Source organism: Pseudomonas sp. Marseille-Q5117, from assembly GCF_946901175.1.
In the GTDB taxonomy this organism is placed as follows: domain Bacteria; phylum Pseudomonadota; class Gammaproteobacteria; order Pseudomonadales; family Pseudomonadaceae; genus Aquipseudomonas; species Aquipseudomonas iranensis.
On sequence record NZ_CAMPPP010000001.1, the window covers coordinates 428,112 to 451,238 of the forward strand.

The following is a 23,127-nucleotide window of genomic DNA, read 5'->3' on the forward strand; positions in this document are numbered from 1 at the left end:
GACGCTGAGCAGTGAGTTAAACATTCATGGAGAGCCAGCAATGCACAGCCCACTGCGCCCCGAGCAACGCCGGTTGCCGCTGCACGTGCACATCAGCGTCATGTTCACCTTTCTTTTATTGCTTACGGGCGTGGTGCTGGGCCTGTTCAATTACCACCAGACCACGCAGATCATCCTGTCGAGCAGCGAAAAGCTGTTTGACCGCATCGAGCAGGATGTACGCCTCGATCTGCAGGCAACCTATCAGCCGATCCGCAACCTGCTGAGCCTGCTGGCGGACACCCCGGCGGCCCAGGCGAGCGATCTGCAACAACGCCTGCCGTTGCTCAAACCCTTCAGCCAGTCGCTCACCGATAACCCGGCGCTGGCGTCGTTGTATCTGGGTTACGCCAATGGCGATTTCTTCATGGTGCGCGCGCTGCGCACTCCGGCTCTGAAGGCACAGCTTCAGGCGCCTGAAGCGGCGGCCTATCAGGTCTGGAGCATCGAGCACGAGCCGCAGGGCACTGTACGCTCGCAATCATTGTTCTTCGACCAGGCGCTGACGCCGCTCAGCCGCCGCGATCATCCAGACGAGCCTTACGATCCGCGCAGCCGGACCTGGTTCAGCGACGCCCTGGAACAGGCCGGGCAAATCACCACCGAGCCCTATGTATTTTTCTCGACCCACAATGTCGGCACCACGCTGGCCCGGCGCAGCGGCGAGAACGCGGTGATTGGCGCCGATCTGACCCTCGCTTCGCTGTCGACCGCCCTGGGCAAGCACCGGGTCACGCCTTCGACAGAGATCGCGCTGTACGACACCGATGGCAACGCCGTGGCCTATCACGACAGCCATCGCCTGATCGTCGATGACCGCACTGCGCGTCTGGCCAGAGCGGCCCATCTCAGCCCTGAGCTGAACGCGCTGCTCAGCTCCGACATTATCGGCAAGCGTCTGCAAGTAAACGACCGGCAATGGATCGTCGCGCGCACCAGCATCGAGGAAGGCGGGCCGAAAGGCCTGCAACTGGCGCTGCTGGTGCCGGAAGACGAATTACTGGTGGATGCGTTCCGCATGCGCTGGCAAGGCGCGCTGATCACCCTCGCCATCCTGTTGCTGTGCCTGCCATTGGGCTGGGTGATTTCGCGGATTCTGGTCAAGCCGCTGCATGCCTTGGTCAAAGAAGCCGACGCGATCCGCAGCTTCGACTTCAGTTCTCCGCTGGCGCGCCGCTCGCCCGTACTGGAAGTCGATCAATTGAGCCTGTCGATGGCGCGGATGAAAGAAACCCTGGGCAGTTTCTTCCGCATCACCGACAGCCTTTGCGCCGAAACCCGTTTTGCCCCGCTACTCGAACGCGTGCTGTTCGAAACCGTGCAGATCGCTCAGGCACAGGCCGGTCTGATCTACCTGCGCGAAGCCGACGGCGCGCGCATGGAACCTTATGGACTGGTGATTGATGGCGTGCCGCAGAAGCTGGAGGCGTTTGACATTGAGGGACGTGAGCTGCACAAAAACACCGGCCCGGCGTGGTTCGAGCAACTGGCCAGCGCCAACAATACCGTCAGCCATCTGGGCTTCGATCAGGCCGGCGACTTGCAGAAAATCCTCCTGGCCATGGAATCACCGCGCATCCACCTGATCGGCATCCGCCTGCACAACCAGCACGACGAAACCATCGGCCTGCTGATTCTGCTGGTCAATGACAGCGGCGCGCCGGGCGACCTGGAAAAGCTGCGCCCCGACCGTATCGCCTTCTTGCAGGCGGTGTCCGGCGCGGCGGCGGTGAGCATCGAAAGTCAGCGTCTGCAAGCGCGGCAGAAACAACTGCTCGATGCCTTCATCCAACTGCTCGCCAGCGCGATCGATGCCAAGAGCCCCTACACCGGTGGCCATTGCCAGCGAGTGCCGGAATTGACGCTGATGCTCGCCCAGGCCGCTGCGGCAAGCCAGGACCCGGCGTTCAGCGCTTACCAACCGAGCGAGGATGAATGGGAGGCGTTGCACATCGCAGCGTGGCTGCACGATTGCGGCAAGGTCACGACGCCGGAATACGTGGTCGACAAAGCCACCAAGCTCGAGACCATCAACGACCGCATCCACGAAATCCGCACCCGCTTCGAAGTGCTCAAGCGTGACGTGTGGATCAACTACTGGCAGACGCTGGCAAGCGGTGCAGACGAAGCGGCGGTGGCCCGCGCCCGTGATAGTGAGTTGCTGATGCTCGACGACGACTTCGCCTTTGTCGCCCGCTGCAATCTCGGTGGCGAGGCCATGGCCGAGGCCGACCTGCAACGTCTCGAGCGAGTGGCGCAACGCAGATGGCTGCGCACCCTCGATGATCGCCTCGGTGTGTCCTGGGAAGAAAACCGCCGCCAGGCGAAAACCCCTGCGCAGCTGCTGCCCGTCAGTGAAAGTCTGCTGGCCGACAAACCCGAGCATCTGATCGAACGTGACAAGAACGAGCTGATCCCCGAGGACAACCCCTGGGGCTTCAAACTCGATGTGCCCGCGTACAAGTACAACCGCGGCGAGTTGTACAACCTGAAGATCGCCCGCGGCACGCTGACCCGCGAAGAGCGCTACATCATCAACCATCACATGGTGCAGACGATCATGATGCTCAGCCACCTGCCCTTCCCCGGTCACCTGGACAGCATTGCCGAGATCGCCGGCGGCCATCATGAAAAAATGGACGGCACCGGGTATCCGAAACGGCTGAAGCGCGAGGAAATGAGCCTGCCGGCGAGGATGATGGCGATTGCCGATATTTTCGAAGCGCTGACTGCCGCCGATCGCCCTTACAAGAAAGCCAAGTCGCTGAGCGAGGCGCTGGGGATCATGGCGACCATGTGCCGTGAAGCGCACATCGATGCGCCGCTGTTCGGCCTGTTCATCAACGAGGGGGTGTACATGCAGTACGCAACGCGGTTTCTCGATCCCGCGCAAATCGACAGCGTGGATACGGCCAGCCTGTTGCACAAGGCTGGCCTCGGCGGTTGATCAGCAGTCGGTCAGGCGCAGGAAAATCGCCGCCAGTTGTTCGATGCCGGCCTGATCTTCGGCGCCGAAACGCGCCAGCTTCGGGCTGTCGAGGTCGAGCACGCCGATCAGGCGTCCGTCCTTGACCAAGGGCACCACCAGTTCGCTGTTGGAAGCGCTGTCGCAGGCAATGTGGCCCGGGAAGGCATGTACATCCTCGACGCGCTGGGTTTGCAGGCTGGCAGCAGCAGCGCCGCAAACACCGCGCCCGAACGGGATGCGCACGCAAGCGATCTGGCCCTGAAACGGGCCGAGCACCAGCTCTTCGTTACGATTGAGGTAGAAACCGGCCCAATTCAAATCATCGAGCTGGTTGAACAGGAATGCGGAAAACTGCGCGGCATTGGCGATGAAATCGCGCTCGTCCGCCAGTAGCGATTCCAGTTGCGCGGCCAACATACCGTAACCTTCGAGGCCCTGGCCGCTTTGTTGCAAATCAATCATGCCTTGTGCTCCAGCAATTTCAGTCCCACCCAGTAGCGGGCGAATTGATACGCGCAACGTCCGTTGCGATTACCGCGGCCGGTGGCCCAGCGCACGGCGAGGATGTCCAGTGCTTCGTCGCGCTGCCAGCTCAGACCGGCCTTGGCGGCCAACTGGCCGATCCAGTGCTCGACGACGTTGAGAAAATGTTCCTGGGTAAACGGGTAGAACGACAGCCACAGACCGAAACGGTCAGACAGGGCGATCTTGTCTTCCACCGCTTCGCTCGGGTGCAGTTCGCCGTCGACGCGCTTCCAGTTTTCGTTGTCGCTTTCCTTTTCCGGCACCAGGTGGCGGCGGTTGGAAGTGGCGTACAGCAAGACGTTGTCGGGGGCCTGCTCGAGCGAACCGTCGAGCACGCTTTTCAGCACGCGGTAGTCGCCTTCGCCGGATTCGAACGACAGGTCATCGCAGAACAGCACGAAACGTTGCGGCAATTTGGCGACTTGCTCGACCACCCGTGGCAGGTCAGCCAAGTGATCGCGTTCGATCTCGATCAGACGCAGGCCGGCAGCGGCGTGCTCGGCCAGCAACGCACGCACCAGCGAAGACTTGCCGGTACCGCGCGAGCCCCAGAGCAAGGCGTGGTTGGCCGGCATGCCATCAAGAAATTGTTGCGTGTTGCGCCCCAACTGCTCCAACTGCCGGTCGACGCCGATCAGGTCGGACAGACGCATGTCGAGGCTGACTTCCAGCGGCAACAGGTAGCCGCTGCGACCGTCACGCTGCCAGCGCGCTGCCAGGCATGTGTTCCAGTCAATGACGGGGCGCGGTGCCGGCAACAGTGGTTCGATTCGCGCCAGAACCGACTCGGCGCGTTCAAGAAAAGCATTCAATCGGGAATCCACGTCTTCTCCTCGGGCACTTTCACAGTGATGATGACGATCCAGCGACGACACACAGATAAAATCGCCTCAGCAAGCCTTGTTACAAGGCGATTCGGGAACCTCGGTATCCCTGCATGATCGACTATGCTTGAGCAGCGAAGGGAAACGGAAGTGGTTCAACAACCCATGGATATCAAATTCACCCACCGGCTGTCTTACAAGCAAGCCAGGCTTACCGTGCTGGTCGGGTTCATTCTGGGCACCCTGCTCAGTCTGCTGCAGATCGGCATCGATTATGCCAGCGAAGACGCTTCCATCAACCGGGAAATCCTCGCACTGCTGGAAATCAGCCACAATCCGGCCTCGCGCATCGCCTACAACATCGATGCCGAACTGGCGCAGGAGCTCACCCTCGGCCTGCTGCGCTCGCCGGCGATCATCGCCGCGCAATTGATCGACAACAACGAGACCGTCCTGGCCAACGTCAAACGCCCGGAGCTGCAGAGCAGCTATCGGCTGATCAGCGACTTCCTGTTCGGCGCCAAGCGTCATTTCGAAGATCGCCTGTACCTCGACCATTTGCCCAACGAATCCCTCGGCGTCCTCAAACTGGAAGTCGACACTTACGCCTTTGGCAGCCGCTTCCTGCGCCGCGCGGAAGTCACCCTGCTCAACGGTTTCGCCCGCAGCCTGCTGCTGACCGGTATCCTCCTGGCGCTGTTCTACGTGATGCTGACCAAGCCACTGGTGCGGGTCATCCGTGAGCTCAGCGGTCGCGACCCGCGCAGCGCCGAGCCGACCACGCTCGAGTGCCCGGCCGGCCACGGCAACGATGAGATCGGCGTGCTGGTCAAGGTCGCCAATCAGCAGTTCGAGAACATCGCCACCGAAATCCAGCAGCGGCGAACCGCAGAAAACCGCCTGACCGAATACCTCGCGCAACTGGAAGACATCGTCTCGGCGCGCACCGCCGAACTCAAGGCAATCAACGCCCGCCTCAGCCAGTCCAACGAAGAGCTCGAAGTGGCCCGCCGTACTGCACTGGACATGGCCGAAGCGCGTTCGGCGTTTCTGGCGAACATGAGCCATGAAATCCGCACACCGCTCAACGGTCTGCTGGGGATGATCGCGCTGTCGCTGGACGGCCCGCTCAACGCCGAGCAGCAGCAACAACTGTCGATCGCCCACGACTCGGGCAAGGTGCTGGTGGAACTGCTCAACGATATTCTCGACCTGTCGAAATTCGACGCCGGGCAACTGGAGTTGGAAAACATCCCGTTCGACCTCGGCTCGCTGATCGAAGACACCGCCAACCTGCTCTCGCAGAACGCCGCGCCGAGCGTAGAGCTGACCTGCCTGATCGAGCCGCACTTCCCGGCGCTGGTGCTGGGCGACCCGACCCGAGTGCGGCAGATCGTCAGCAACCTGCTGTCGAATGCGCTGAAATTCACCCGTTTCGGTCGGGTCGATGTGCGCCTGTCGGCACACAAGGGCGGCGTGCGCATCGAAGTCTGCGACACCGGCATCGGCATCGCCCAGGAAGCGCAGGTGAAAATCTTCCAGCCGTTCACCCAGGCCGGCGCTGGTATCACCCGTCAGTACGGCGGCACCGGGCTGGGGTTGGCGCTGACATATAACCTGTGCGAAGCGATGCAGGGGCGCCTGACCATCAGCTCCGAAAGCGGTTTTGGCAGCCAGTTCTGTGCCGAGCTGCCACTGCCCTGCCACACTCGCGCCCTCCCTCCCCAGCCGTTACGTGGCAAGGTCCTCGCCATTACTGCAGCCAGCAGTGGCCTGGCGGAATTGCTGAAAAGCCTGTTGCCGGTGTGGGGCCTGGAATACACGCAGCGCACTATTGATGATTCGCTGCTGGGCCTGAATCCGGATGTGCTGATCACCGATTGTCCGGAATGCCTGTTCGGTCTGCGCCCGAGCATCACCGCGCCGATTCTGCTGGTGACTGCTTACGGCAGTTTTCTGCCCAGCGAAGAAGCCGCCGCCCTCGCCCCCTTGCAGCAGCAAGCCCGGCCGCTAGCGCGCAACGCGCTGTACCAGCATCTGCGACGGATTCTGCAACCGGAGGTCGCCGCCCTCACCGAAGCGCAAGCGGACGCCTCGCCGTCCGCGCGCCGGGGCAAGGTGCTGCTGGTCGAGGACAACCCGGTCAATCAACTGGTGGCAAAAGGTATGCTCGGCAAGCTTGGCTGCGATGTGGTGGTGGCGGGGCATGGCGCCGAGGCGCTGGATCAGCTGGAGTTTGCCGATTTCGATCTGGTGCTGATGGACTGCAACATGCCGGTGATGGATGGCTATGAAGCCAGTCGGCAGATTCGCCAGAGCGGGCGCTGGCCGAATCTGCCGATTGTCGCGCTGACCGCCAATGCCATGTCCGAGGAACGCGAACGCTGCCGCGCAGCGGGCATGAGCGACTATCTGGCCAAACCGTTTCGCCGCGAAGAACTCGCCGCGCTGCTCGATCAATGGATGCCGACTACGCCAGCGCTTTGATTTGCCCGAGCAAGTGATCGAGGCCGGCGCGCAAATCATTGAGTCGGTCCAGATCAACGCCACTGTCGCAGAGCAGGCGCGCTTTCAGCGGACCGACCCGCTCGCGCAATGCGGCTCCGGCAGGCGTCAGGCTCAGGTGCATCTCACGTTCGTCGCGCGCCGAGCGCCGACGCCGGACCAGATCGATCTGCTCCAGACGCTTGAGCAATGGCGTCAATGTCCCCGAGTCCAGCGCCAGACGTTCGCCCAAGGCCTTGACCGTCGGTTGCTCCGGCGCAGCATCCTGCCATTCCCACAGCACCAGCATCGCCAGGTACTGCGGGTAGGTCAGGCCCAACTGATCGAGCATCGGCTTATAGGCGCGAATCACCGCCCGCGAGGCCGCGTACAGCTTGAAGCACAACTGGCTGTCGAGCTTCAGCGAGTCACCCGGCTGGCTCATTTCAGCAAAGCTTCGATCTCGCCGCTCAGGTCCTGCGGTTTGGTCGTCGGGGCGAAACGCTTGACCAACTGGCCATCCTTGCCGATCAGGAACTTGGTGAAGTTCCACTTGATGCCCTGCGAGCCGAGCAGGCCCGGGGCGCGCTTCTTCAACTGCACGAACAGCGGGTGAGCATCGGCGCCGTTGACGTCGATCTTCTTGAACAGCGGGAAGCTGACGCCGAAATTCAGCTCGCAGAACTCGCTGATGGCGCCCTCATTGCCCGGCTCCTGCTTGCCGAACTGGTTGCACGGAAAACCCAGTACCACCAGCCCCTGGTCCTTGTAGGTCTGCCAGAGTTCTTCGAGGCCCTTGTATTGCGGAGTGAAGCCACACTTGCTCGCGGTATTGACCACCAGCACCGCTTTACCGGCGAAATCGGCCAAGGTCTTTTGCTCACCCTTGATGGTGGTGCACGGAATATTCAGCAGGTTGTCGCTCATGGGTCGGCTCCGCAATGGTGAGGAAGGCGCAAACATAACGAGCGATTGAATTGCGTGCAATCTAATTGCTCGATAAAAAGGCGACGCAATGTCGCCTGTTTCGGTTATTCGCGCGGCTCGAGATTCAGGCACACCGAGTTGATGCAATAACGCAGGCCCGTCGGTGGTGGGCCATCCGGGAACACGTGGCCCAAGTGCGCATCACAGCGCGCGCATTTCACTTCGGTGCGGATCATGCCGTGACTGGTGTCGCGGATCTCAGCCATCGCGCTATCGCCGATCGGCGCGTAAAAGCTCGGCCAGCCACAGCCGGAGTCGAATTTGGTCTTGGAATCGAACAGCGGCTCGTTGCAGCAGACACAGTGGTAGACACCGTCGGTTTTGGTGTCGTTGTATTTGCCCGAGAACGGGCGCTCGGTGGCACTCAGACGGCAGACGTTGTACTGCTCGGGGTCGAGCATGGCACGCCATTCTTCCAGGGTTTTCTGCAACTTTTCCATCATCACACCTCAGCGGCTGAAAAAGCCCGATCTGTACCTTTTCCACGGATCGGGCGGCACGTATGATTGCGCCTCGTCACGCGCCAGTCTGGCAGCCAGACCGGGCGCATTCAAACGGATTCTGAGCGCTAAAGCGCCAGACCTCCGCCTGTGCGAAGACGCAGCAATCCCAGTACGGTTGTCCATTTGCCGCCTGGATCGTTCATTTTCGGGATCACATCGCCATGCAGTTCAGCAAATCGAACAAGCTCGCCAACGTCTGCTACGACATTCGCGGCCCGGTGCTCAAGCACGCCAAACGACTGGAAGAGGAAGGCCAGCGCATCCTCAAGCTGAACATCGGCAACCCGGCGCCGTTTGGTTTCGAAGCGCCGGACGAAATCCTCCAGGACGTGATCCGCAACCTGCCGACCGCGCAGGGCTACAGCGATTCCAAAGGCCTGTTCAGCGCGCGCAAGGCGGTGATGCAGTACTACCAGCAGAAGCAGGTTGAAGGTGTCGGCATCGAAGACATCTACCTGGGCAACGGTGTGTCCGAGCTGATCGTGATGTCGCTGCAGGCGCTGCTCAACAACGGCGACGAAGTGCTGGTGCCAGCCCCGGACTATCCGCTGTGGACCGCTGCCGTCAGCCTCGCTGGCGGTAACGCTGTGCATTATCTGTGCGACGAAGGCGCCGACTGGTTCCCGGATCTGGCCGACATCAAGGCCAAGATCACCCCGAACACCAAGGCCATGGTGATCATCAACCCGAACAACCCGACCGGTGCGGTGTACTCGAAGGAAGTGTTGCTGGGCATGCTGGAAATCGCCCGGGCTCATAATCTGGTGGTGTTCTCCGACGAGATCTACGACAAGATTCTTTATGACGACGCCGTGCACATCTGCACCGCTTCGCTGGCCCCGGACCTGCTCTGCCTGACCTTCAACGGCCTGTCGAAATCCTATCGCGTGGCCGGTTTCCGCTCCGGCTGGATCGCCATCTCCGGGCCGAAACACAACGCGCAGAGCTACATCGAAGGCATCGACATGCTGGCCAACATGCGCCTGTGCGCCAACGTGCCGAGCCAGCACGCGATCCAGACGGCGCTGGGCGGCTACCAGAGCATCAACGATCTGGTGCTGCCGCAGGGTCGCCTGCTGGAGCAGCGCAATCGCACCTGGGAGTTGCTCAACGATATTCCCGGCGTCAGCTGCGTGAAGCCGATGGGCGCGTTGTACGCGTTCCCGAAAATCGACCCGAAGGTCTGCCCGATCCATAACGACGAGAAATTCGTGCTTGATCTGCTGCTTTCCGAGAAGCTGCTGGTGGTGCAGGGCACGGCATTCAATTGGCCGTGGCCGGATCACTTCCGCGTGGTCACCCTGCCCCGCGTCGATGATCTGGAAATGGCCATCCGCCGCATCGGCAACTTCCTCAAGTCCTACCGCCAGTAATGGGCCAGCAGTGCGCAACGGATTGGCTGTTGCGCACTGTCTGATTCAGCAACACATCTTTGTTCCGCGCCTTTGCAGCCCTTCTACACTTGCGATGCGAGCCGTACAGACGTATCTGACCTAATGGCGGCGGGGCGAAAGGCTGTGTCATCCGTGTCGGAATCGAGGGTGGGAATTTTCTTTTTGCTCAGGAAACCGCTGTAGGACACAGTTTGAAATAGTCACTCGGTTGAATAGCCCGGTGCCGCACCTTATATACCCCGCAGTACGCTACATCTTTAGCTTGAGGAGAGTTCTACAACCATGATGCGCATCCTGCTGTTTTTGGCCACTAACCTGGCGGTCGTGCTGATAGCCAGCATCACCCTGAGCCTGTTCGGCTTCAACGGGTTCATGGCGGCCAACGGGGTCGACCTCGACCTCAGTCAGCTGCTGGTCTTCTGTGCGGTCTTTGGTTTCGCCGGCTCGCTGTTCTCGCTGTTCATCTCCAAGTGGATGGCGAAGATGAGCACCGGCACGCAAATCATCAGCCAGCCACGCACCCGTCATGAGCAATGGCTGCTGCAAACGGTCGAGCAATTGTCCCGCGAAGCCGGGATCAAGATGCCTGAAGTCGGGATTTTCCCGGCCTACGAAGCGAATGCTTTCGCTACCGGCTGGAACAAGAACGACGCGCTGGTCGCGGTCAGCCAGGGCCTGCTCGAGCGATTCTCGCCCGATGAAGTGAAAGCCGTACTGGCCCACGAAATCGGTCACGTCGCCAATGGTGACATGGTCACGCTGGCGCTGATCCAGGGCGTGGTGAACACTTTTGTGATGTTCTTCGCGCGGATCATCGGTAACTTCGTCGACAAGGTCATCTTCAAGAACGAAGAAGGCCAGGGCATCGCCTATTACGTGGCGACCATCTTCGCCGAACTGGTGCTGGGCATCCTCGCCAGCGCAATCGTCATGTGGTTCTCGCGCAAGCGCGAATTCCGTGCCGACGAAGCCGGCGCCCGCCTGGCCGGTACCAGCGCGATGATTGGCGCTCTGCAACGCCTGCGTGCCGAACAGGGCCTGCCGGTGCACATGCCCGACACCCTGAACGCCTTCGGCATCAACGGTGGCATCAAACAGGGCTTCGCCCGCATGTTCATGAGCCACCCGCCGCTGGAAGAGCGTATTGACGCACTGCGTCGTCGCGGTTGATTTGACCGAAGTGAAAAAGAAGGCCCGCAGCGATGCGGGCCTTTTTTTGTATCTTCAGATCATGCGTTGTCAGCAAAGTCCCTTTCGCGAGCAGGCTCGCTCCCACCTTTGGAATGCATTCCCCTGTGGGAGCGAGCCTGCTCGCGAAGACGCCGGAGCTGCTGACAGAAAACTATCTGGAAGAAACCCGATAAACCCGCTCCACCAACCACTCAACCCCGCCCTGCAGAAACTTCGGGCTCTCAGCCAGAATATCCCGCTCTTCCAGTTTCTCCAGCTGCCAACCCTGGCCCAGCAGCCGCTGCGCCTCATCATCACTCACCGCAAACGGCGGTCCCGGGATCTGCGACTGATCGTAATCCAGGGTAATCACCAGCCCTTTCATCTCCGGCGCCAGCAACTGTTGCAGATGCTCCGCGTAGCGCTGGCGCATGGCGTCCGGCAAGGCAATCAACGCGGCGCGGTCGTACAGCGCGGTGCAACCGGCAACATCCTCGGCCGTCAGCGCAAAAAAATCACCGCACCACAATTCGAACGCAACACTGCGATAAACCTTGAATGCGCCCTTATCGCTGATCTGCGGCTGCAACTGATGTTCGCTGAAAAACTCCTCGACAGCCTTTTCCGAGAGCTCCACTCCAATCACCTGATGTCCCTGCCCGGCAAGCCAGAGCAGATCCAGACTTTTCCCGCACAGCGGCACCAGTACGCGTGCTGACGGTGCAATCGCCAGCTCCGGCCAATAGCGCTGCAAATACGGGTTGGCCTCGGCCTGATGAAAGCCGATCTGGTTCGAATCCCATTTCTTGTACCAAAACTCAGGCTGCATGGCTCACTCCCGAAAAACCGATGAAAAACCGCAGAAACTTATATTGGATTCAGATCGATGATCTGACTGAAGATGGCTCATCTTAGCGCTCAGGAGCCCGTCCATGTTGCCCAGCCTGTTTATCTCCCACGGTTCACCGATGCTCGCGCTGGAGCCCGGTGCCAGCGGCCCGGCACTGGCGCGACTGGCCGCCGAACTGCCGCGCCCCAAAGCCATCGTCATCGTCTCGGCGCACTGGGAAAGCCAGGAACTGCTGGTCAGCAGCCACCCGCATCCGGAAACCTGGCACGACTTCGGCGGTTTCCCCCGTGCGCTGTTTGAAGTTCAGTACCCGGCACCGGGCAATCCGCAGCTGGCCGCCGAAGTGGCTGAACTGCTGAACGCCCATGACTTGCCGGCGCGGCTCGATCCGCAACGACCGTTTGATCATGGTGTTTGGGTGCCACTGTCGTTGATGTATCCGCAGGCCGACCTTCCGGTGGTGCAAGTCTCGCTGCCGAGTCGCGGCGGACCGGCGTTGCAGACCCGGGTTGGCCGTGCGCTGGCGAGCCTGCGCGAACACGGCATTCTGTTGATCGGCTCCGGCAGCATCACCCACAACCTCCGCGAGCTGGACTGGCATGCCGGCCCGGAAAGCATTGAACCGTGGGCGCGGGATTTTCGTGACTGGATGATCGACAAACTGGCGGCCGACGATGAAACGGCGCTGCATGATTATCGCCAGCAGGCGCCGAATGCCGTGCGCAGTCACCCCAGTGATGAGCATTTGTTGCCGTTGTATTTTGCTCGCGGTGCTGGCGGGGTTTTCAGCGTGGCGCATCAGGGTTTCACGATGGGGGCGCTGGGTATGGATATATATCGCTTCGGCTGACGTCATCGCTGGCAAGCCAGCTCCCACAGGGTTTTGTGTGAACCCTAAAAGCAGGCAAAAAAAATCCCCGAACCAGTCGGGGATTTTTTATGTTCGATCAATCAGCCCAAGGGCGGATCAATCTTCGCGGTAGCGACGCAGCTTGAGCTGCTTACCAGCCACGCGAGTGTCCTTCAGCTTGGTCAGGAGCTTTTCCAGACCTTCTTCCGGCAGTTCGACGAGGCTGAAGCTGTCACGGACCTGGATGCGACCGATCGCTTCACGGGCCAGACCGCCTTCGTTGAGGATGGCGCCCAGCAGGTTTTTCGCAGCGATACCGTCACGCGCACCCAGCGCGGTACGGCAACGAGCACGGCCTTCGCCCAAAGGCATTGGCGCGCGACGCTCGCGGTCACCACGATCAGGGCGGTCACCGGAACGCTCAGGACGGTCGCCACGCGGTGCGTTGTTCGGCACCAGTGGGCGTTCCTTCTCGATCGCTGCCAGGTTCAGCGCTTGACCGTTGGTGGCCTTGCGCAGCAGCGCAGCAGCCAGTGCACGCGGGGTGCAACCGATGTCGGCAGTCAGGCGATCAAGCAGTTCACCGTGAGTCGATTCGGCGTCAGCAACCAGCGGCGACAGGCTGTTGGTCAGTTTCTTGATGCGAGCATCGAGAACGGCTTGAGCGTCTGGCAAGCGTACTTCGGCAACTTTCTGACCGGTTACGCGCTCGATCACTTGCAGCATGCGGCGCTCACGTGGAGTCACCAGCAGCAGTGCACGACCTTCGCGACCGGCACGGCCGGTACGGCCGATACGATGCACGTAGGACTCCGGGTCGTACGGCATGTCAACGTTGAACACGTGAGTGATGCGCGGAACGTCCAGCCCACGGGCAGCAACGTCAGTAGCAACAACGATGTCCAGACGGCCATCCTTGAGCGAGTCGATCACGCGCTCACGCTGGTTCTGGGCGATATCACCGTTCAACGCGGCGGCTTTGTAGCCTTTGGCGTCGAGGGCGCTGGCCAGGTCCAGGGTCGCTTGCTTGGTGCGCACGAACATGATCAGGGCGTCGAAGTCTTCGACTTCCAGCAGGCTGAGTACGGCCGAGGTTTTCTGGTCAGCGTGAACCAACAGGTGAGCCTGTTCGATCGCGGTAACGGTCTGGGTCTTGGTCTGGATCTTGACGTGTTGCGGATCGCGCAGGTGGCGTTCGGCAATGGCGCGGATCGACTGCGGCAGGGTCGCCGAGAACAGCACGGTCTGGCGGGTCGATGGCAGAGCCTTGAAGATGACTTCCAGGTCATCCATGAAGCCCAGCTTCAACATTTCGTCAGCTTCGTCGAGAACCAGATGGTTCACGGTCGACAGGACTTTCTCGTCGCGACGCAGGTGGTCGCACAGACGACCCGGAGTAGCGACAACAATCTGTGCGCCATTACGGATTGCCTTGAGTTGCGGGCCCATCGGTGCGCCGCCGTAGACAGCCACGACGGTAACGCCTGGCATTTGCTTGGCGTAGGTTTCAAAAGCGGTTGCTACTTGCAGCGCCAACTCTCGGGTTGGCGCCAGGATCAGGGCTTGCGGTTCGCGCTTGGCAGGATCGATGCGGTGCAGGATAGGCAGTGCGAACGCGGCGGTTTTACCGGTACCGGTTTGCGCCTGGCCAATCATGTCCTGGCCGGCCATGATGATCGGGATCGATTGCTGCTGAATCGCCGAAGGCTCTTCGTAGCCAGTCGCTGCGACGGCTGCAAGAATATTCGGGTTGAGATTAAAAGCGGCGAATCCGCCGGTTTCCTGGGTCATGGGTCTGCCTCTAAGTGCATCCGCAAAGACCCATGCTCCAAAGCTGCGCATGCCGTGTTGAGACTCAAGAGTCGCCCTGGCAGCTTTGTCGGCGGGGATTTGCGAAAACGAATGAATGAAGATGAATCGTCAAGGAAGAGCCCGCAATGCGGACGTGCAGCCGAAGCTGACTTCGGGAAATGCGCTACCTAAACGCGGCCCGGTTAAAGGCCGGCGCGCACTATACCGGATTTCGCCCGAAAAGGGAGCTTTTTTTGTGGCCCTTATCCGTGTGTCACCGCCGTGTAACGGGGTTTTGCGGATAATCGCGCAACGGTCTATTTTGCAAAGGCCCGGCCCTGCGGGCGATGACGCTTAAACGGTTCACCGACCTGCGGCAAAGCGCCGCGCACCCGCCCTTCCTGCTCGAGGATTTAGCCATGAATCAGCTCTGCGCCGGCCGCGTCAGCCGAGAACGTCGTGGTCATGTGCACTTGATCGGCCTCGATCGGGCGGCCAAGCGCAACGCTTTCGATATCGACCTGCTCAACGACCTGAGCCTGGCCTACGGCGAATTCGAAGCCGACCGCGAAGCGCGGGTCGCCGTGGTGTTCGGCCATGGCGAACACTTCACCGCCGGGCTTGATCTGGTCAATGCCAGCGCGGCGCTGGCCGAAGGTTGGCAGGTTCCGAGCGGCGGCTGCGATCCCTGGGGCGTTTTCGTCGGACCACGGGTAAGCAAGCCGGTGATTGTCGCCGCGCAGGGTTACTGCCTGACTATCGGCATCGAGCTGATGCTGGCGGCGGACATCAACCTGTGCGCGAGCAACACTCGCTTCGCGCAGATGGAAGTACAGCGTGGGATCTTTCCGTTTGGCGGCGCGACTTTGCGTTTCCAGCAGATCGCCGGCTGGGGCAACGCGATGCGCTGGCTGCTGACTGGCGATGAATTTGATGCCCACGATGCGTTGCATCTGGGCCTGGTGCAGGAAGTAATGGCAAGTGAGGATTTGCTGCCAAGGGCGATTGAGCTGGCCGAACGGATTGCCCGGCAGGCACCGTTGGGCGTGCAGGCGACCTTGATGTCAGCGCGACAGGCGCGTTATGAGGGTGAGACAGCGGCGGCGCGGGCGTTACCGGCGCTGGTGAAGAAGTTGCTCGCCACTGAGGATGCCCGGGAGGGGGTGCGGTCGTTGGTGGAGCGGCGACCTGGGATTTTCAAAGGGGTGTGAAGAATCTGCTGCCTGTCAGGGCCTTTTCGCGAGCAGGCTCGCTCCCACAGGTAGAACGCATTTCAAATGTGGGAGCGAGCCTGCTCGCGAAGGGGGCGGTACTGCCGGCTCAGGTCGCCGGGCGAATCGCGTTGATCAACGACTGCAACGAATACCCCAGCTGCGGCGCCAGCGCTTCGGCCCGCTGGGTCAGCGCCTGCATGTCCAGCGCCTGATCGAGATCCGCCGGAACGATCAGAATCACGTTGCCCTCCTTCACCGGCAACTCCCAGTAATGCCGGTGATAGAGCCCGCGCAACAATGCCGCGCCCAGCGGTTTGCCATCGTCGGTGGCCCACTGGTTGATCACCAGCCAGCCGCCCGGATTCAGGCGCTTCTGACAATCGCCGAGAAAACTCCAGGCCAGATGCCCGACACCGGGACCGACATCGGTATAGAGGTCGACGAAAATCAGATCCGCCGGCTCGGCAGTCGGCAGCAATTCCAGCGCATCGCCGACGCGGATGTACAAACGCGGATCGTCATCCAGGCCGAGATATTCGATGGCCAGGCGCGGTACGTCCGGGCGCAGTTCGATGGCTTCGACGTCTTCCAGCGGCAGGAATTTCAGGCAAGCCTGGGTCAGCGTGCCCGCGCCCAAACCGAGAAACAGCGCGCTCTCCGGCTGCTCGTGGCACAGCGCGCCGATCAGCATCGCGCGGGTGTAGTCGTACTCCAGCCAGCTCGGGTCGGCGGTGAACACGCAGCTCCGCTCGATCGCATCGCCGAACTCGAGAAAGCGGTAATCGGCCACTTCCAGCACGCGAATCACGCCGAACTCATCCTGTACTTCGGCGAGCAGATGCTCGACGCGCTCCTCTGTCATTTCGTCTCCTGATGGTCACCGGGCGCGGTGACGCGATGGCACCGCTGTGGCGCCGTGGCAAAGCGGCGATTGTCTGCGATGGGGCGGGAGCAGGTCACGCACTAATTGCTGCTAACATGGCGCTTCCCTGCGTACGAACTTCGAGACCGTGATGAGCCAACCGTGGAGCCCTGACAGCTGGCGCGCCCTGCCGATCCAGCAACAACCGCAATACCCCGACGCCGCGCACCTGCGCCAGGTCGAGCAGACCCTGGCCAGCTATCCGCCGCTGGTGTTCGCCGGCGAAGCGCGCGAGCTGCGCCGGCAGTTTGCCGAAGTCACCCAGGGTCGCGCGTTTCTGTTGCAGGGCGGCGATTGCGCGGAAAGCTTCGCCGAATTTTCCGCCGCGAAGATCCGCGACACCTTCAAAGTGTTGCTGCAAATGGCGATCGTCATGACCTTCGCTGCCGGCTGCCCGGTGGTCAAGGTCGGGCGCATGGCCGGCCAGTTCGCCAAGCCGCGTTCGGCCAACGACGAAACCATCGGCGGCGTAACCCTGCCGGCCTACCGTGGCGACATCGTCAACGGCATCGGCTTCGACGAAAAGAGCCGCGTGCCGGATCCAGAGCGTTTGCTGCAGTCCTATCATCAGTCCACAGCGACCTTGAACCTGTTGCGCGCTTTCGCCCAGGGCGGTTTTGCCGACCTGCATCAAGTGCACAAGTGGAACCTGGATTTCATCGCCAACTCGGCGCTGGCCGAGAAGTACAGCCACCTCGCCGACCGCATCGATGAAACCCTGGCGTTCATGCGCGCCTGCGGCATGGACAGCTCACCGCAACTGCGCGAAACTAGTTTCTTCACCGCCCACGAAGCGTTGCTGCTGAACTACGAAGAAGCCTTCGTCCGCCGCGACAGCCTGACCAACGATTACTACGATTGCTCGGCGCACATGCTGTGGATCGGCGACCGCACCCGCCAGCTCGACGGCGCGCACGTTGAATTCCTGCGCGGCGTGAACAACCCGATCGGCGTCAAGGTCGGCCCGAGCATGAACCCTGATGACCTGATCCGCCTGATCGACGTGCTCAACCCGGACAACGATCCGGGGCGGTTGAACCTGATCGCGCGGATGGGTGCGAACAAGGTCGGCGATCATCTGCCGGCACTGATCCGTGCGGTGCAGCGCGAAGGCAAGCAAGTGCTGTGGAGCTCCGACCCGATGCACGGCAACACCATCAAGGCCAGCAGCGGCTACAAGACCCGTGACTTCGCACAGATCCTTGGCGAGGTGAAGCAGTTCTTCCAGGTGCACGAAGCGGAAGGCAGCTATGCCGGCGGCATTCACATCGAGATGACCGGGCAGAATGTCACCGAGTGCATCGGCGGCGCCCGACCGATTACCGAGGACGGCTTGTCCGATCGTTATCACACCCACTGCGATCCGCGGATGAATGCCGACCAGTCGCTGGAATTGGCGTTTTTGATTGCCGAGACCCTGAAGCAAGTCCGCCGCTAGACCGCGTCGCCTCCCTTCGCGAGCAGGCTCGCTCCCACATTTGCAATGCGTTTCCCTGTGGGAGCGAGCCTGCTCGCGAAAGGGCCAGCTCAGGCAACCTCAATCCGCGCCAATGCCACCCGCAACCGCCACGCACTCTTGCGCTGACAATTCAACTGCACCCGCTCAAGCCCCAGCCAACCCGCCATCCGCCGCAAACTCAGCGCCAGCGCCGACATCCCATCATCATCCAGCCCCGGCTCCTCTTCGTGCACCGCATGCACCGCCAACTGCCCCGCCGCCCGCTCTGCGCGTAGATCAACCCGCGCGGCGATCCGCTCGTTGTGCAAAAACGGCAGCACGTAATAGCCGTAAACGCGCTTGGGCTGCGGTGTGTAGATTTCCAGACGATAGCGGAAATCGAACAAACGCTCGGTGCGGCTGCGCTCCCAGATCAGCGAGTCGAACGGCGACAGCAGCGCACTGGCAATGACCTTGCGCGGCACTTTGGGCTCCGGCAGGCAATAGGCGATCTGCCGCCAGTCGCCGACTTCGCACATCTGCAATTGCCCCGCCTCAACCAACTCAGCCAGACGCGGCCGAGCATCCGCAGGGCTCAGGCGAAAGTAATCACGCAGGTCTTTTTCCGTACCAACGCCCAATGCTTGCGCCGCATGCAACAGCAAACCGCGTTGCGCCTCGGCCTCGTCCGGCGTGGGCTGCTGCAGAATCGCTGCCGGAATCACTCGCTCGGGCAAATCGTACAAGCGCTCGAAACCGCGTCGCCCCGCCACTGTGACCTCACCGGCGGCAAACAACCATTCCAGCGCATGTTTCTCAGCGCTCCAGTCCCACCATGGCCCGGCCTTGTCTTCGCGGGTCGACAGACTGCCGGCACCCAGCGCGCCCCGCTCCTCAACCGCAGTCAGCACGCGGCGAATGGTTTCCTGCTGTTCGCGACCAAACCTCGCCAATTGCTGATAGATGTCTTCGCCACGCTTGGCCCGTTGCATACGCCAGCCCAGCAACGGGTACATCGACAGCGGCAACAGCGACGCTTCATGGCCCCAGTATTCGAACAGCGTGCGCCGACGCCCCGAACTCCAGGCAGCCTGGTCGAGCAAGTCAGAGGGGTAGGAACCGAGACGGGAAAACAGCGGCAGGTAGTGCGAGCGCACCACGGCATTGACGGAATCGATTTGCAGCAGGCCCAGCCGTTCGATCAGCCGGTTGAGATGACTGGCATTGACGGTCGGCGGCTGGCGCCCGTTGAACCCTTGGGCAGCCAGCGCCAGACGTCGCGCCTGTTTGAGGGAAAAGGACACTGTCGCGAGCATTTATTCCTCCATGTCTGCTCGCAACCTACCTCACCTGAAAGGAGTTTGTGTAGCGATAGCCTCATCATTTATGCATCGGGTCGTCCCAGAACGGCCGCACGGTTTCGTGTTCGACATCGGCGCGGCTGATGCCGATGTCTTTCAGCGCCTCATCGCTCAGACCGGCGAGCATTTCCCGTTCACGATGCAGTTCATACCAGCGGCTGAATTTGTGCAGCAGATCGGACACGATATGGCCGTGGCCGGACAGCCGTTCTTGGCTTGCATACTCTCTTTGACCTTTCATCGTCTTGCCTCCTTTTGTGGATGGCTCAAGTCTCGCGCTGGCGCTAAGATCAATCCAACGAATGTTTCTGATGGCATGCATCACGGAGATTCATCAATTGTCCGCCTACCCCAGTATCGATACCGATGTCCTGCGCACCTTTGTCGCAATTGCCGATCAAGGCGGTTTCACCCGTGCTGGCGAGATGGTCAATCGCACCCAGTCGGCGGTGAGCATGCAGATGAAACGTCTGGAAGAAGACGTGTTGCAGCGCCAGCTGTTCGAGCGCGATGGCCGTCAGGTGCGGCTTACGGCTGAAGGCCAAGTGCTGCTCGGTTATGCGCGGCGCATCCTCAAACTGCACAGTGAAGTGTTCAACACGCTGCGCGAGCCGCACATGGTCGGCACCGTGCGCATCGGCACGCCGGATGATTACGTGATGCGTTTTCTGCCGGGGATCCTGTCGCGGTTCGCGCAGTTCTATCCGCTGATCCAGATCGAAGTGCATTGCGAGTCGAGCAAGCAGTTGCTGCAACGCACTGATCTGGATTTGTCGATCGTCACCCGTGAGCCGGGCAACGAGATCGGCCAGTTGCTGCGCAAGGAGCGCTTTGTCTGGGCCGAGGCGCAGAACTTCAGCGCCCATGAACAGACGCCGCTGCCCCTGGCGATGTTCAACAGTGATTGTTTCTGCCGCTTGTGGGCGTGCAATGCGCTGGACGCGATGGGCCGCGATTACCGCATCGCCTACAACAGCAGCAGCCTGTCGGCGCTGATGGCGGTAGTCAGCGCGGGGCTGGCGATCACCGCGCAACTGGAAAGCCTGATCACCCCGGACATGCGCATCCTTGGCGCCGCCGAAGATCTGCCGCTGTTGCCCGAGGCGAGCATCATGCTGATCCGCAATCTGAACAACCCGTCGCCGATCACCGAGTGCCTGGCCGAGCACATCGTCGAGGGCTTCAAACTTTAAAGGCGAGCATCACCGCACACAGCACCAGAAAACCGCAGAACAGCCCACGCAGGAGTTTTTCCGGCATGGCGTGGGCAACTTTCACGCCCCAACTGATGCTGAGCAGACCTCCGACCGCCAGAGGCAGGCCGATCATCCAGTCGACTTCGTGGTGCACAGCGTAGGTCACCAGGGTTACGCCAGTGCTCGGCAGGGCCAGCGCCAGCGACAATCCCTGAGCAACCACTTGGCTGGTGCCGAACAGGCTGGTCAGCACTGGAGTGGCCACCACCGCGCCGCCGACGCCGAACAAGCCGCCCATGGTCCCTGAGGCGGCGCCAAGCACGCCCAACCACGGCCACGAATAGCGCATCTCGGCAGTCGGCGCTGGTCGTGTGCCGAACATCTTCAACAGGTTGTAGGCCGACAGCACCACCAGAAAGGCGACAAAGCCGATGCGCATGGTCTGCGCATCAATGCCCACAGCCCAGATCGAGCCAAGCCAGGCAAAGCAGAAACCCATCACCGCCAGCGGCAGCGCATGGCGCAATTCGATGCGATTGCGCTGGTGATAACGCCACAGCGCCAGCATCACGTTCGGTACCACCATCACCAGCGCCGTGCCCTGGGCGATCTGCTGATCAAGCCCAAACCATACGCCAAGCAACGGAATCGCAATCAAGCCACCGCCAATGCCAAAGATCCCGCCCAATGTGCCAAGGGCAGCGCCGAACAGCAGGTACAACAGAAAATCCATCACAACGGTAATCCTCTAACGACAGGCGGCCAATGCTACGCACTCGCGCCTAGCGGGGAAACGCATAGCAACGCACAATGGCTATGCCGATTTTGCACAAGTGTGATTTCCATGAATCCCAACCAATTGACCGATCAGCTCGGCCTGTTTCTCGATGTGCTGGAGAGTGGCAGCTTTTCTGCCGCTTCGCGCCGTCATCCGCTGACACCATCCGCCGTGGCGCGGCGCATCGATAGCCTGGAAAGTGCCGTCGGCAGTCAGCTGTTCGTGCGCAGCACCCATGCCGTGCTGCCGACCTCGGCCGGCCTGGCCTTTGCCGAGCGGGCGCGACGGATCATCGCCGAATTGCAACTGGCGCGTGCCGAAGCGGTGTCATTGAGCAGTGCACCGGAAGGCCTGATCCGCATCGATGCGCCAGCAGCCTTCGGGCGGCGGCATCTGGCGCCGGTGATTGCCGATTTTCTCCTGCTGTATCCGGGACTGGATGTGCAGATGCACCTGATCGACAGCTTCAGCGACATGGCCGGCAGCAGCCTGGGCAAGGTCGATCTGGTGCTGCGTACCGGCCAATTGGCTGACTCGCGCCTGGTCGCCACGCCATTGGCGAGCATGGTCCGCGTCGCCTGCGCCAGCCCTGACTACCTCAAGCAGCGCGGCGTGCCCGAGTCCCCAGTGCAATTGAGCGAACACGACGGGCTCGACTGGGAAGGCCTTGCTCCGCCCTTCGCCTGGAAATTCGAAGTGGACGGGCAAATGCAACTGCACCGGCCATCGCGGGTACGCCTGAGCGCCAACAATGCCGAAGCCCTGGCGTGTGGCGCGGCGGCGGGTCTGGGCGTCGCACACCTGCCGACCTGGCTGGCCAGCGAATACTTGCTGCGTGGCGAACTGGTGCCACTGTTCTGCGAAAACGGCCTGCCGCCGCCGGAGACCACCGGCATTTACGCGCTGCGCATGGAACAGCAGGTCCATTCGCGCAGTCGGTTATTGCTGGAATACCTGAAAACCCGCTTCAGCCCGGTGCCTCCATGGGATCTGGCGCTGCAACGGCAATTCGCCCGGCACTGACGCCGGACATATTTATCTGGCGCCTTAAAGATTCGAGCGCTAGATTAAAAAACGATCAACGATCAAGGCTTTGACAATGACTTGCGAACGCGACAACTGCGACGACCTTCTGCTCGACAATCAGGCGTGCTTCGCCCTGCACTCGACCTCGCTGATGATGACCAAGGTCTACAAGCCGCTGTTGCAGGCGCTGGGCCTGACCTATCCGCAGTATCTGGCGATGATGGTGTTGTGGGAGAAGGACGGTCTGACTGTCGGAGAAATCAGCGCACGCCTGCTGACCGATCCGGGATCGCTGACGCCATTGCTCAAGCGTCTGGAAGCCGAAGGCCTGCTCAGCCGCACCCGCAGTCGTGAAGATGAGCGGGTGGTGATTGTCGAACTGACCGCAGCAGGCCGCGCCTTGCGCGACAAGGCGCAGACCGTGCCGCAGTGCATTCTTGGCGCCAGTGGCTTCACCCTTGAACGTCTGCAGAAATTGCAGGCCGAGCTGCAAGCGCTGCGCGGACATCTGCAAGACAGCCTGACCTGATCCTCATTTCCGAGCACAACACTGTCCCTGTGGGAGCGGGCTTGCCCGCGATGGCGACCTGTCAGCCGACATCATTTTGACTGACACTCCGCCTTCGCGAGCAGGCTCGCTCCCACAGTGATTTCAGCGCCAACAAAAATATTTTTCCCGCCTGCATTCCCTCGTCAAGCGCTCTAGATCAAGCCTTACCCGCCCCTTCCACGCTATGCCCTTGAGCAAAACGCGATTTTTGTTAAAAATTTATCTTGCGCACTAAACATTAGCGCTATACATTCACT

21 protein-coding genes are annotated in these 23,127 nt (G+C 61.2%); 10 read left to right on the forward strand and 11 right to left on the reverse strand.

Features of this window, described 5'->3' with window-relative positions; all coding sequences use genetic code 11:
• Nucleotides 1-40 precede the first annotated feature (40 nt).
• The gene (locus tag OC605_RS02000) at nucleotides 41-2,986 is read left to right on the forward strand and encodes an HD domain-containing phosphohydrolase (protein WP_262136178.1); all 2,946 of its coding nucleotides are present in this window, start codon (nucleotides 41-43) and stop codon (nucleotides 2,984-2,986) included.
• On the opposite strand, the gene OC605_RS02005 is transcribed toward OC605_RS02000, so the two are convergent.
• The gene (locus OC605_RS02005; RefSeq protein WP_016770850.1) at nucleotides 2,987-3,469 is read right to left on the reverse strand and encodes a GAF domain-containing protein; all 483 of its coding nucleotides are present in this window, start codon (nucleotides 3,467-3,469) and stop codon (nucleotides 2,987-2,989) included.
• The gene (locus tag OC605_RS02010) at nucleotides 3,466-4,356 is read right to left on the reverse strand and encodes an ATP-binding protein (RefSeq protein WP_016770851.1); all 891 of its coding nucleotides are present in this window, start codon (nucleotides 4,354-4,356) and stop codon (nucleotides 3,466-3,468) included. Before OC605_RS02010 ends, OC605_RS02005 begins: the two co-directional genes overlap by 4 nt.
• 165 nt (nucleotides 4,357-4,521) lie before the next feature.
• Here OC605_RS02010 and OC605_RS02015 point away from each other — a divergent pair, with 165 nt between their 5' ends.
• Entirely contained in the window at nucleotides 4,522-6,843 is a 2,322-nt protein-coding gene (locus OC605_RS02015) for a response regulator (protein ID WP_038860418.1), read from the forward strand.
• On the opposite strand, the gene OC605_RS02020 is transcribed toward OC605_RS02015, so the two are convergent.
• The 3 genes from OC605_RS02020 to msrB form a co-directional block, all read right to left on the reverse strand.
• The gene (locus OC605_RS02020) at nucleotides 6,827-7,285 is read right to left on the reverse strand and encodes a MarR family winged helix-turn-helix transcriptional regulator (RefSeq protein WP_130887912.1); all 459 of its coding nucleotides are present in this window, start codon (nucleotides 7,283-7,285) and stop codon (nucleotides 6,827-6,829) included. The two genes, OC605_RS02015 and OC605_RS02020, sit on opposite strands and share 17 nt — an antisense overlap.
• A complete protein-coding gene (locus OC605_RS02025; RefSeq protein ID WP_016770854.1) occupies nucleotides 7,282-7,767 on the reverse strand; it encodes a glutathione peroxidase in 486 nt (161 codons plus the stop codon). Before OC605_RS02025 ends, OC605_RS02020 begins: the two co-directional genes overlap by 4 nt.
• Before the next feature lie 104 nt (nucleotides 7,768-7,871).
• Complete coding sequence (msrB, locus tag OC605_RS02030; RefSeq protein ID WP_016770855.1) at nucleotides 7,872-8,267, reverse strand: peptide-methionine (R)-S-oxide reductase MsrB; 396 nt, start codon at nucleotides 8,265-8,267, stop codon at nucleotides 7,872-7,874.
• A gap of 224 nt (nucleotides 8,268-8,491) precedes the next feature.
• Here msrB and OC605_RS02035 point away from each other — a divergent pair, with 224 nt between their 5' ends.
• Both OC605_RS02035 and htpX read left to right on the forward strand, forming a co-directional pair.
• Nucleotides 8,492-9,703 (forward strand): pyridoxal phosphate-dependent aminotransferase, encoded by a 1,212-nt coding sequence (locus tag OC605_RS02035; protein ID WP_262136179.1) that lies wholly within the window; start codon nucleotides 8,492-8,494, stop codon nucleotides 9,701-9,703.
• Nucleotides 9,704-10,006: 303 nt separating this feature from the next.
• Nucleotides 10,007-10,894 (forward strand): protease HtpX, encoded by an 888-nt coding sequence (gene htpX / locus OC605_RS02040; protein WP_007908619.1) that lies wholly within the window; start codon nucleotides 10,007-10,009, stop codon nucleotides 10,892-10,894.
• Between the two features lie 172 nt (nucleotides 10,895-11,066).
• Here the strand turns inward: htpX and OC605_RS02045 are convergent, their stop codons facing one another.
• The gene (locus OC605_RS02045) at nucleotides 11,067-11,723 is read right to left on the reverse strand and encodes a thiopurine S-methyltransferase (RefSeq protein WP_262136180.1); all 657 of its coding nucleotides are present in this window, start codon (nucleotides 11,721-11,723) and stop codon (nucleotides 11,067-11,069) included.
• 103 nt (nucleotides 11,724-11,826) lie between these two features.
• Between OC605_RS02045 and OC605_RS02050 the strand changes: the two genes are divergently transcribed.
• Nucleotides 11,827-12,594 (forward strand): DODA-type extradiol aromatic ring-opening family dioxygenase, encoded by a 768-nt coding sequence (locus tag OC605_RS02050; protein ID WP_123443528.1) that lies wholly within the window; start codon nucleotides 11,827-11,829, stop codon nucleotides 12,592-12,594.
• Between the two features lie 117 nt (nucleotides 12,595-12,711).
• On the opposite strand, the gene OC605_RS02055 is transcribed toward OC605_RS02050, so the two are convergent.
• Nucleotides 12,712-14,385: a DEAD/DEAH box helicase gene (locus tag OC605_RS02055; RefSeq protein WP_016770859.1), complete on the reverse strand. Its 1,674-nt coding sequence runs from the start codon at nucleotides 14,383-14,385 to the stop codon at nucleotides 12,712-12,714.
• 419 nt (nucleotides 14,386-14,804) lie between these two features.
• On the opposite strand from OC605_RS02055, the gene OC605_RS02060 reads away from it, so the two are divergent.
• The gene (locus OC605_RS02060; protein ID WP_262136181.1) at nucleotides 14,805-15,596 is read left to right on the forward strand and encodes a crotonase/enoyl-CoA hydratase family protein; all 792 of its coding nucleotides are present in this window, start codon (nucleotides 14,805-14,807) and stop codon (nucleotides 15,594-15,596) included.
• 109 nt (nucleotides 15,597-15,705) lie between these two features.
• Here OC605_RS02060 and OC605_RS02065 read toward each other — a convergent pair whose 3' ends face one another.
• Nucleotides 15,706-16,461 (reverse strand): spermidine synthase, encoded by a 756-nt coding sequence (locus tag OC605_RS02065; RefSeq protein WP_262136182.1) that lies wholly within the window; start codon nucleotides 16,459-16,461, stop codon nucleotides 15,706-15,708.
• A gap of 151 nt (nucleotides 16,462-16,612) precedes the next feature.
• Here OC605_RS02065 and OC605_RS02070 point away from each other — a divergent pair, with 151 nt between their 5' ends.
• Entirely contained in the window at nucleotides 16,613-17,959 is a 1,347-nt protein-coding gene (locus OC605_RS02070; RefSeq protein ID WP_038861070.1) for a class II 3-deoxy-7-phosphoheptulonate synthase, read from the forward strand.
• A gap of 89 nt (nucleotides 17,960-18,048) precedes the next feature.
• On the opposite strand, the gene OC605_RS02075 is transcribed toward OC605_RS02070, so the two are convergent.
• Both OC605_RS02075 and OC605_RS02080 read right to left on the reverse strand, forming a co-directional pair.
• On the reverse strand, nucleotides 18,049-19,275 hold the full coding sequence (locus OC605_RS02075) for a winged helix-turn-helix domain-containing protein (RefSeq protein WP_262136183.1): 1,227 nt from the start codon (nucleotides 19,273-19,275) through the stop codon (nucleotides 18,049-18,051).
• Nucleotides 19,276-19,339: 64 nt separating this feature from the next.
• A complete protein-coding gene (locus OC605_RS02080) occupies nucleotides 19,340-19,561 on the reverse strand; it encodes a DUF1127 domain-containing protein (protein ID WP_125926343.1) in 222 nt (73 codons plus the stop codon).
• Between the two features lie 97 nt (nucleotides 19,562-19,658).
• Here OC605_RS02080 and OC605_RS02085 point away from each other — a divergent pair, with 97 nt between their 5' ends.
• Nucleotides 19,659-20,513 (forward strand): LysR substrate-binding domain-containing protein, encoded by an 855-nt coding sequence (locus OC605_RS02085; RefSeq protein WP_172667885.1) that lies wholly within the window; start codon nucleotides 19,659-19,661, stop codon nucleotides 20,511-20,513.
• Here the strand turns inward: OC605_RS02085 and OC605_RS02090 are convergent.
• Entirely contained in the window at nucleotides 20,503-21,249 is a 747-nt protein-coding gene (locus OC605_RS02090) for a sulfite exporter TauE/SafE family protein (protein WP_410055973.1), read from the reverse strand. The two genes, OC605_RS02085 and OC605_RS02090, sit on opposite strands and share 11 nt — an antisense overlap.
• A gap of 111 nt (nucleotides 21,250-21,360) precedes the next feature.
• Between OC605_RS02090 and OC605_RS02095 the strand changes: the two genes are divergently transcribed.
• Together OC605_RS02095 and OC605_RS02100 are read left to right on the forward strand one after the other, a co-directional pair.
• A complete protein-coding gene (locus OC605_RS02095; RefSeq protein ID WP_262136185.1) occupies nucleotides 21,361-22,317 on the forward strand; it encodes a LysR substrate-binding domain-containing protein in 957 nt (318 codons plus the stop codon).
• A 76-nt stretch (nucleotides 22,318-22,393) separates the two neighbouring features.
• Nucleotides 22,394-22,849 carry a MarR family winged helix-turn-helix transcriptional regulator gene (locus OC605_RS02100; protein ID WP_024013772.1) on the forward strand — a complete coding sequence of 152 codons (456 nt, stop codon included), beginning with the start codon at nucleotides 22,394-22,396 and terminating at the stop codon, nucleotides 22,847-22,849.
• Nucleotides 22,850-23,127 lie beyond the last annotated feature (278 nt).

Coding starts and splice junctions, on each gene's coding strand:
- OC605_RS02000 (WP_262136178.1), top strand. CDS start 41: ATGCACAGCCCACTGCGCCCCGAGCAACGCCGGTTGCCGCTGCACGTG.
- OC605_RS02005 (WP_016770850.1), bottom strand. CDS start 3,469: ATGATTGATTTGCAACAAAGCGGCCAGGGCCTCGAAGGTTACGGTATG.
- OC605_RS02015 (WP_038860418.1), top strand. CDS start 4,522: ATGGATATCAAATTCACCCACCGGCTGTCTTACAAGCAAGCCAGGCTT.
- OC605_RS02020 (WP_130887912.1), bottom strand. CDS start 7,285: ATGAGCCAGCCGGGTGACTCGCTGAAGCTCGACAGCCAGTTGTGCTTC.
- OC605_RS02025 (WP_016770854.1), bottom strand. CDS start 7,767: ATGAGCGACAACCTGCTGAATATTCCGTGCACCACCATCAAGGGTGAG.
- msrB (WP_016770855.1), bottom strand. CDS start 8,267: ATGGAAAAGTTGCAGAAAACCCTGGAAGAATGGCGTGCCATGCTCGAC.
- OC605_RS02035 (WP_262136179.1), top strand. CDS start 8,492: ATGCAGTTCAGCAAATCGAACAAGCTCGCCAACGTCTGCTACGACATT.
- htpX (WP_007908619.1), top strand. CDS start 10,007: ATGATGCGCATCCTGCTGTTTTTGGCCACTAACCTGGCGGTCGTGCTG.
- OC605_RS02045 (WP_262136180.1), bottom strand. CDS start 11,723: ATGCAGCCTGAGTTTTGGTACAAGAAATGGGATTCGAACCAGATCGGC.
- OC605_RS02050 (WP_123443528.1), top strand. CDS start 11,827: ATGTTGCCCAGCCTGTTTATCTCCCACGGTTCACCGATGCTCGCGCTG.
- OC605_RS02055 (WP_016770859.1), bottom strand. CDS start 14,385: ATGACCCAGGAAACCGGCGGATTCGCCGCTTTTAATCTCAACCCGAAT.
- OC605_RS02060 (WP_262136181.1), top strand. CDS start 14,805: ATGAATCAGCTCTGCGCCGGCCGCGTCAGCCGAGAACGTCGTGGTCAT.
- OC605_RS02065 (WP_262136182.1), bottom strand. CDS start 16,461: ATGACAGAGGAGCGCGTCGAGCATCTGCTCGCCGAAGTACAGGATGAG.
- OC605_RS02070 (WP_038861070.1), top strand. CDS start 16,613: ATGAGCCAACCGTGGAGCCCTGACAGCTGGCGCGCCCTGCCGATCCAG.
- OC605_RS02075 (WP_262136183.1), bottom strand. CDS start 19,275: ATGCTCGCGACAGTGTCCTTTTCCCTCAAACAGGCGCGACGTCTGGCG.
- OC605_RS02080 (WP_125926343.1), bottom strand. CDS start 19,561: ATGAAAGGTCAAAGAGAGTATGCAAGCCAAGAACGGCTGTCCGGCCAC.
- OC605_RS02090 (WP_410055973.1), bottom strand. CDS start 21,249: ATGGATTTTCTGTTGTACCTGCTGTTCGGCGCTGCCCTTGGCACATTG.
- OC605_RS02095 (WP_262136185.1), top strand. CDS start 21,361: ATGAATCCCAACCAATTGACCGATCAGCTCGGCCTGTTTCTCGATGTG.
- OC605_RS02100 (WP_024013772.1), top strand. CDS start 22,394: ATGACTTGCGAACGCGACAACTGCGACGACCTTCTGCTCGACAATCAG.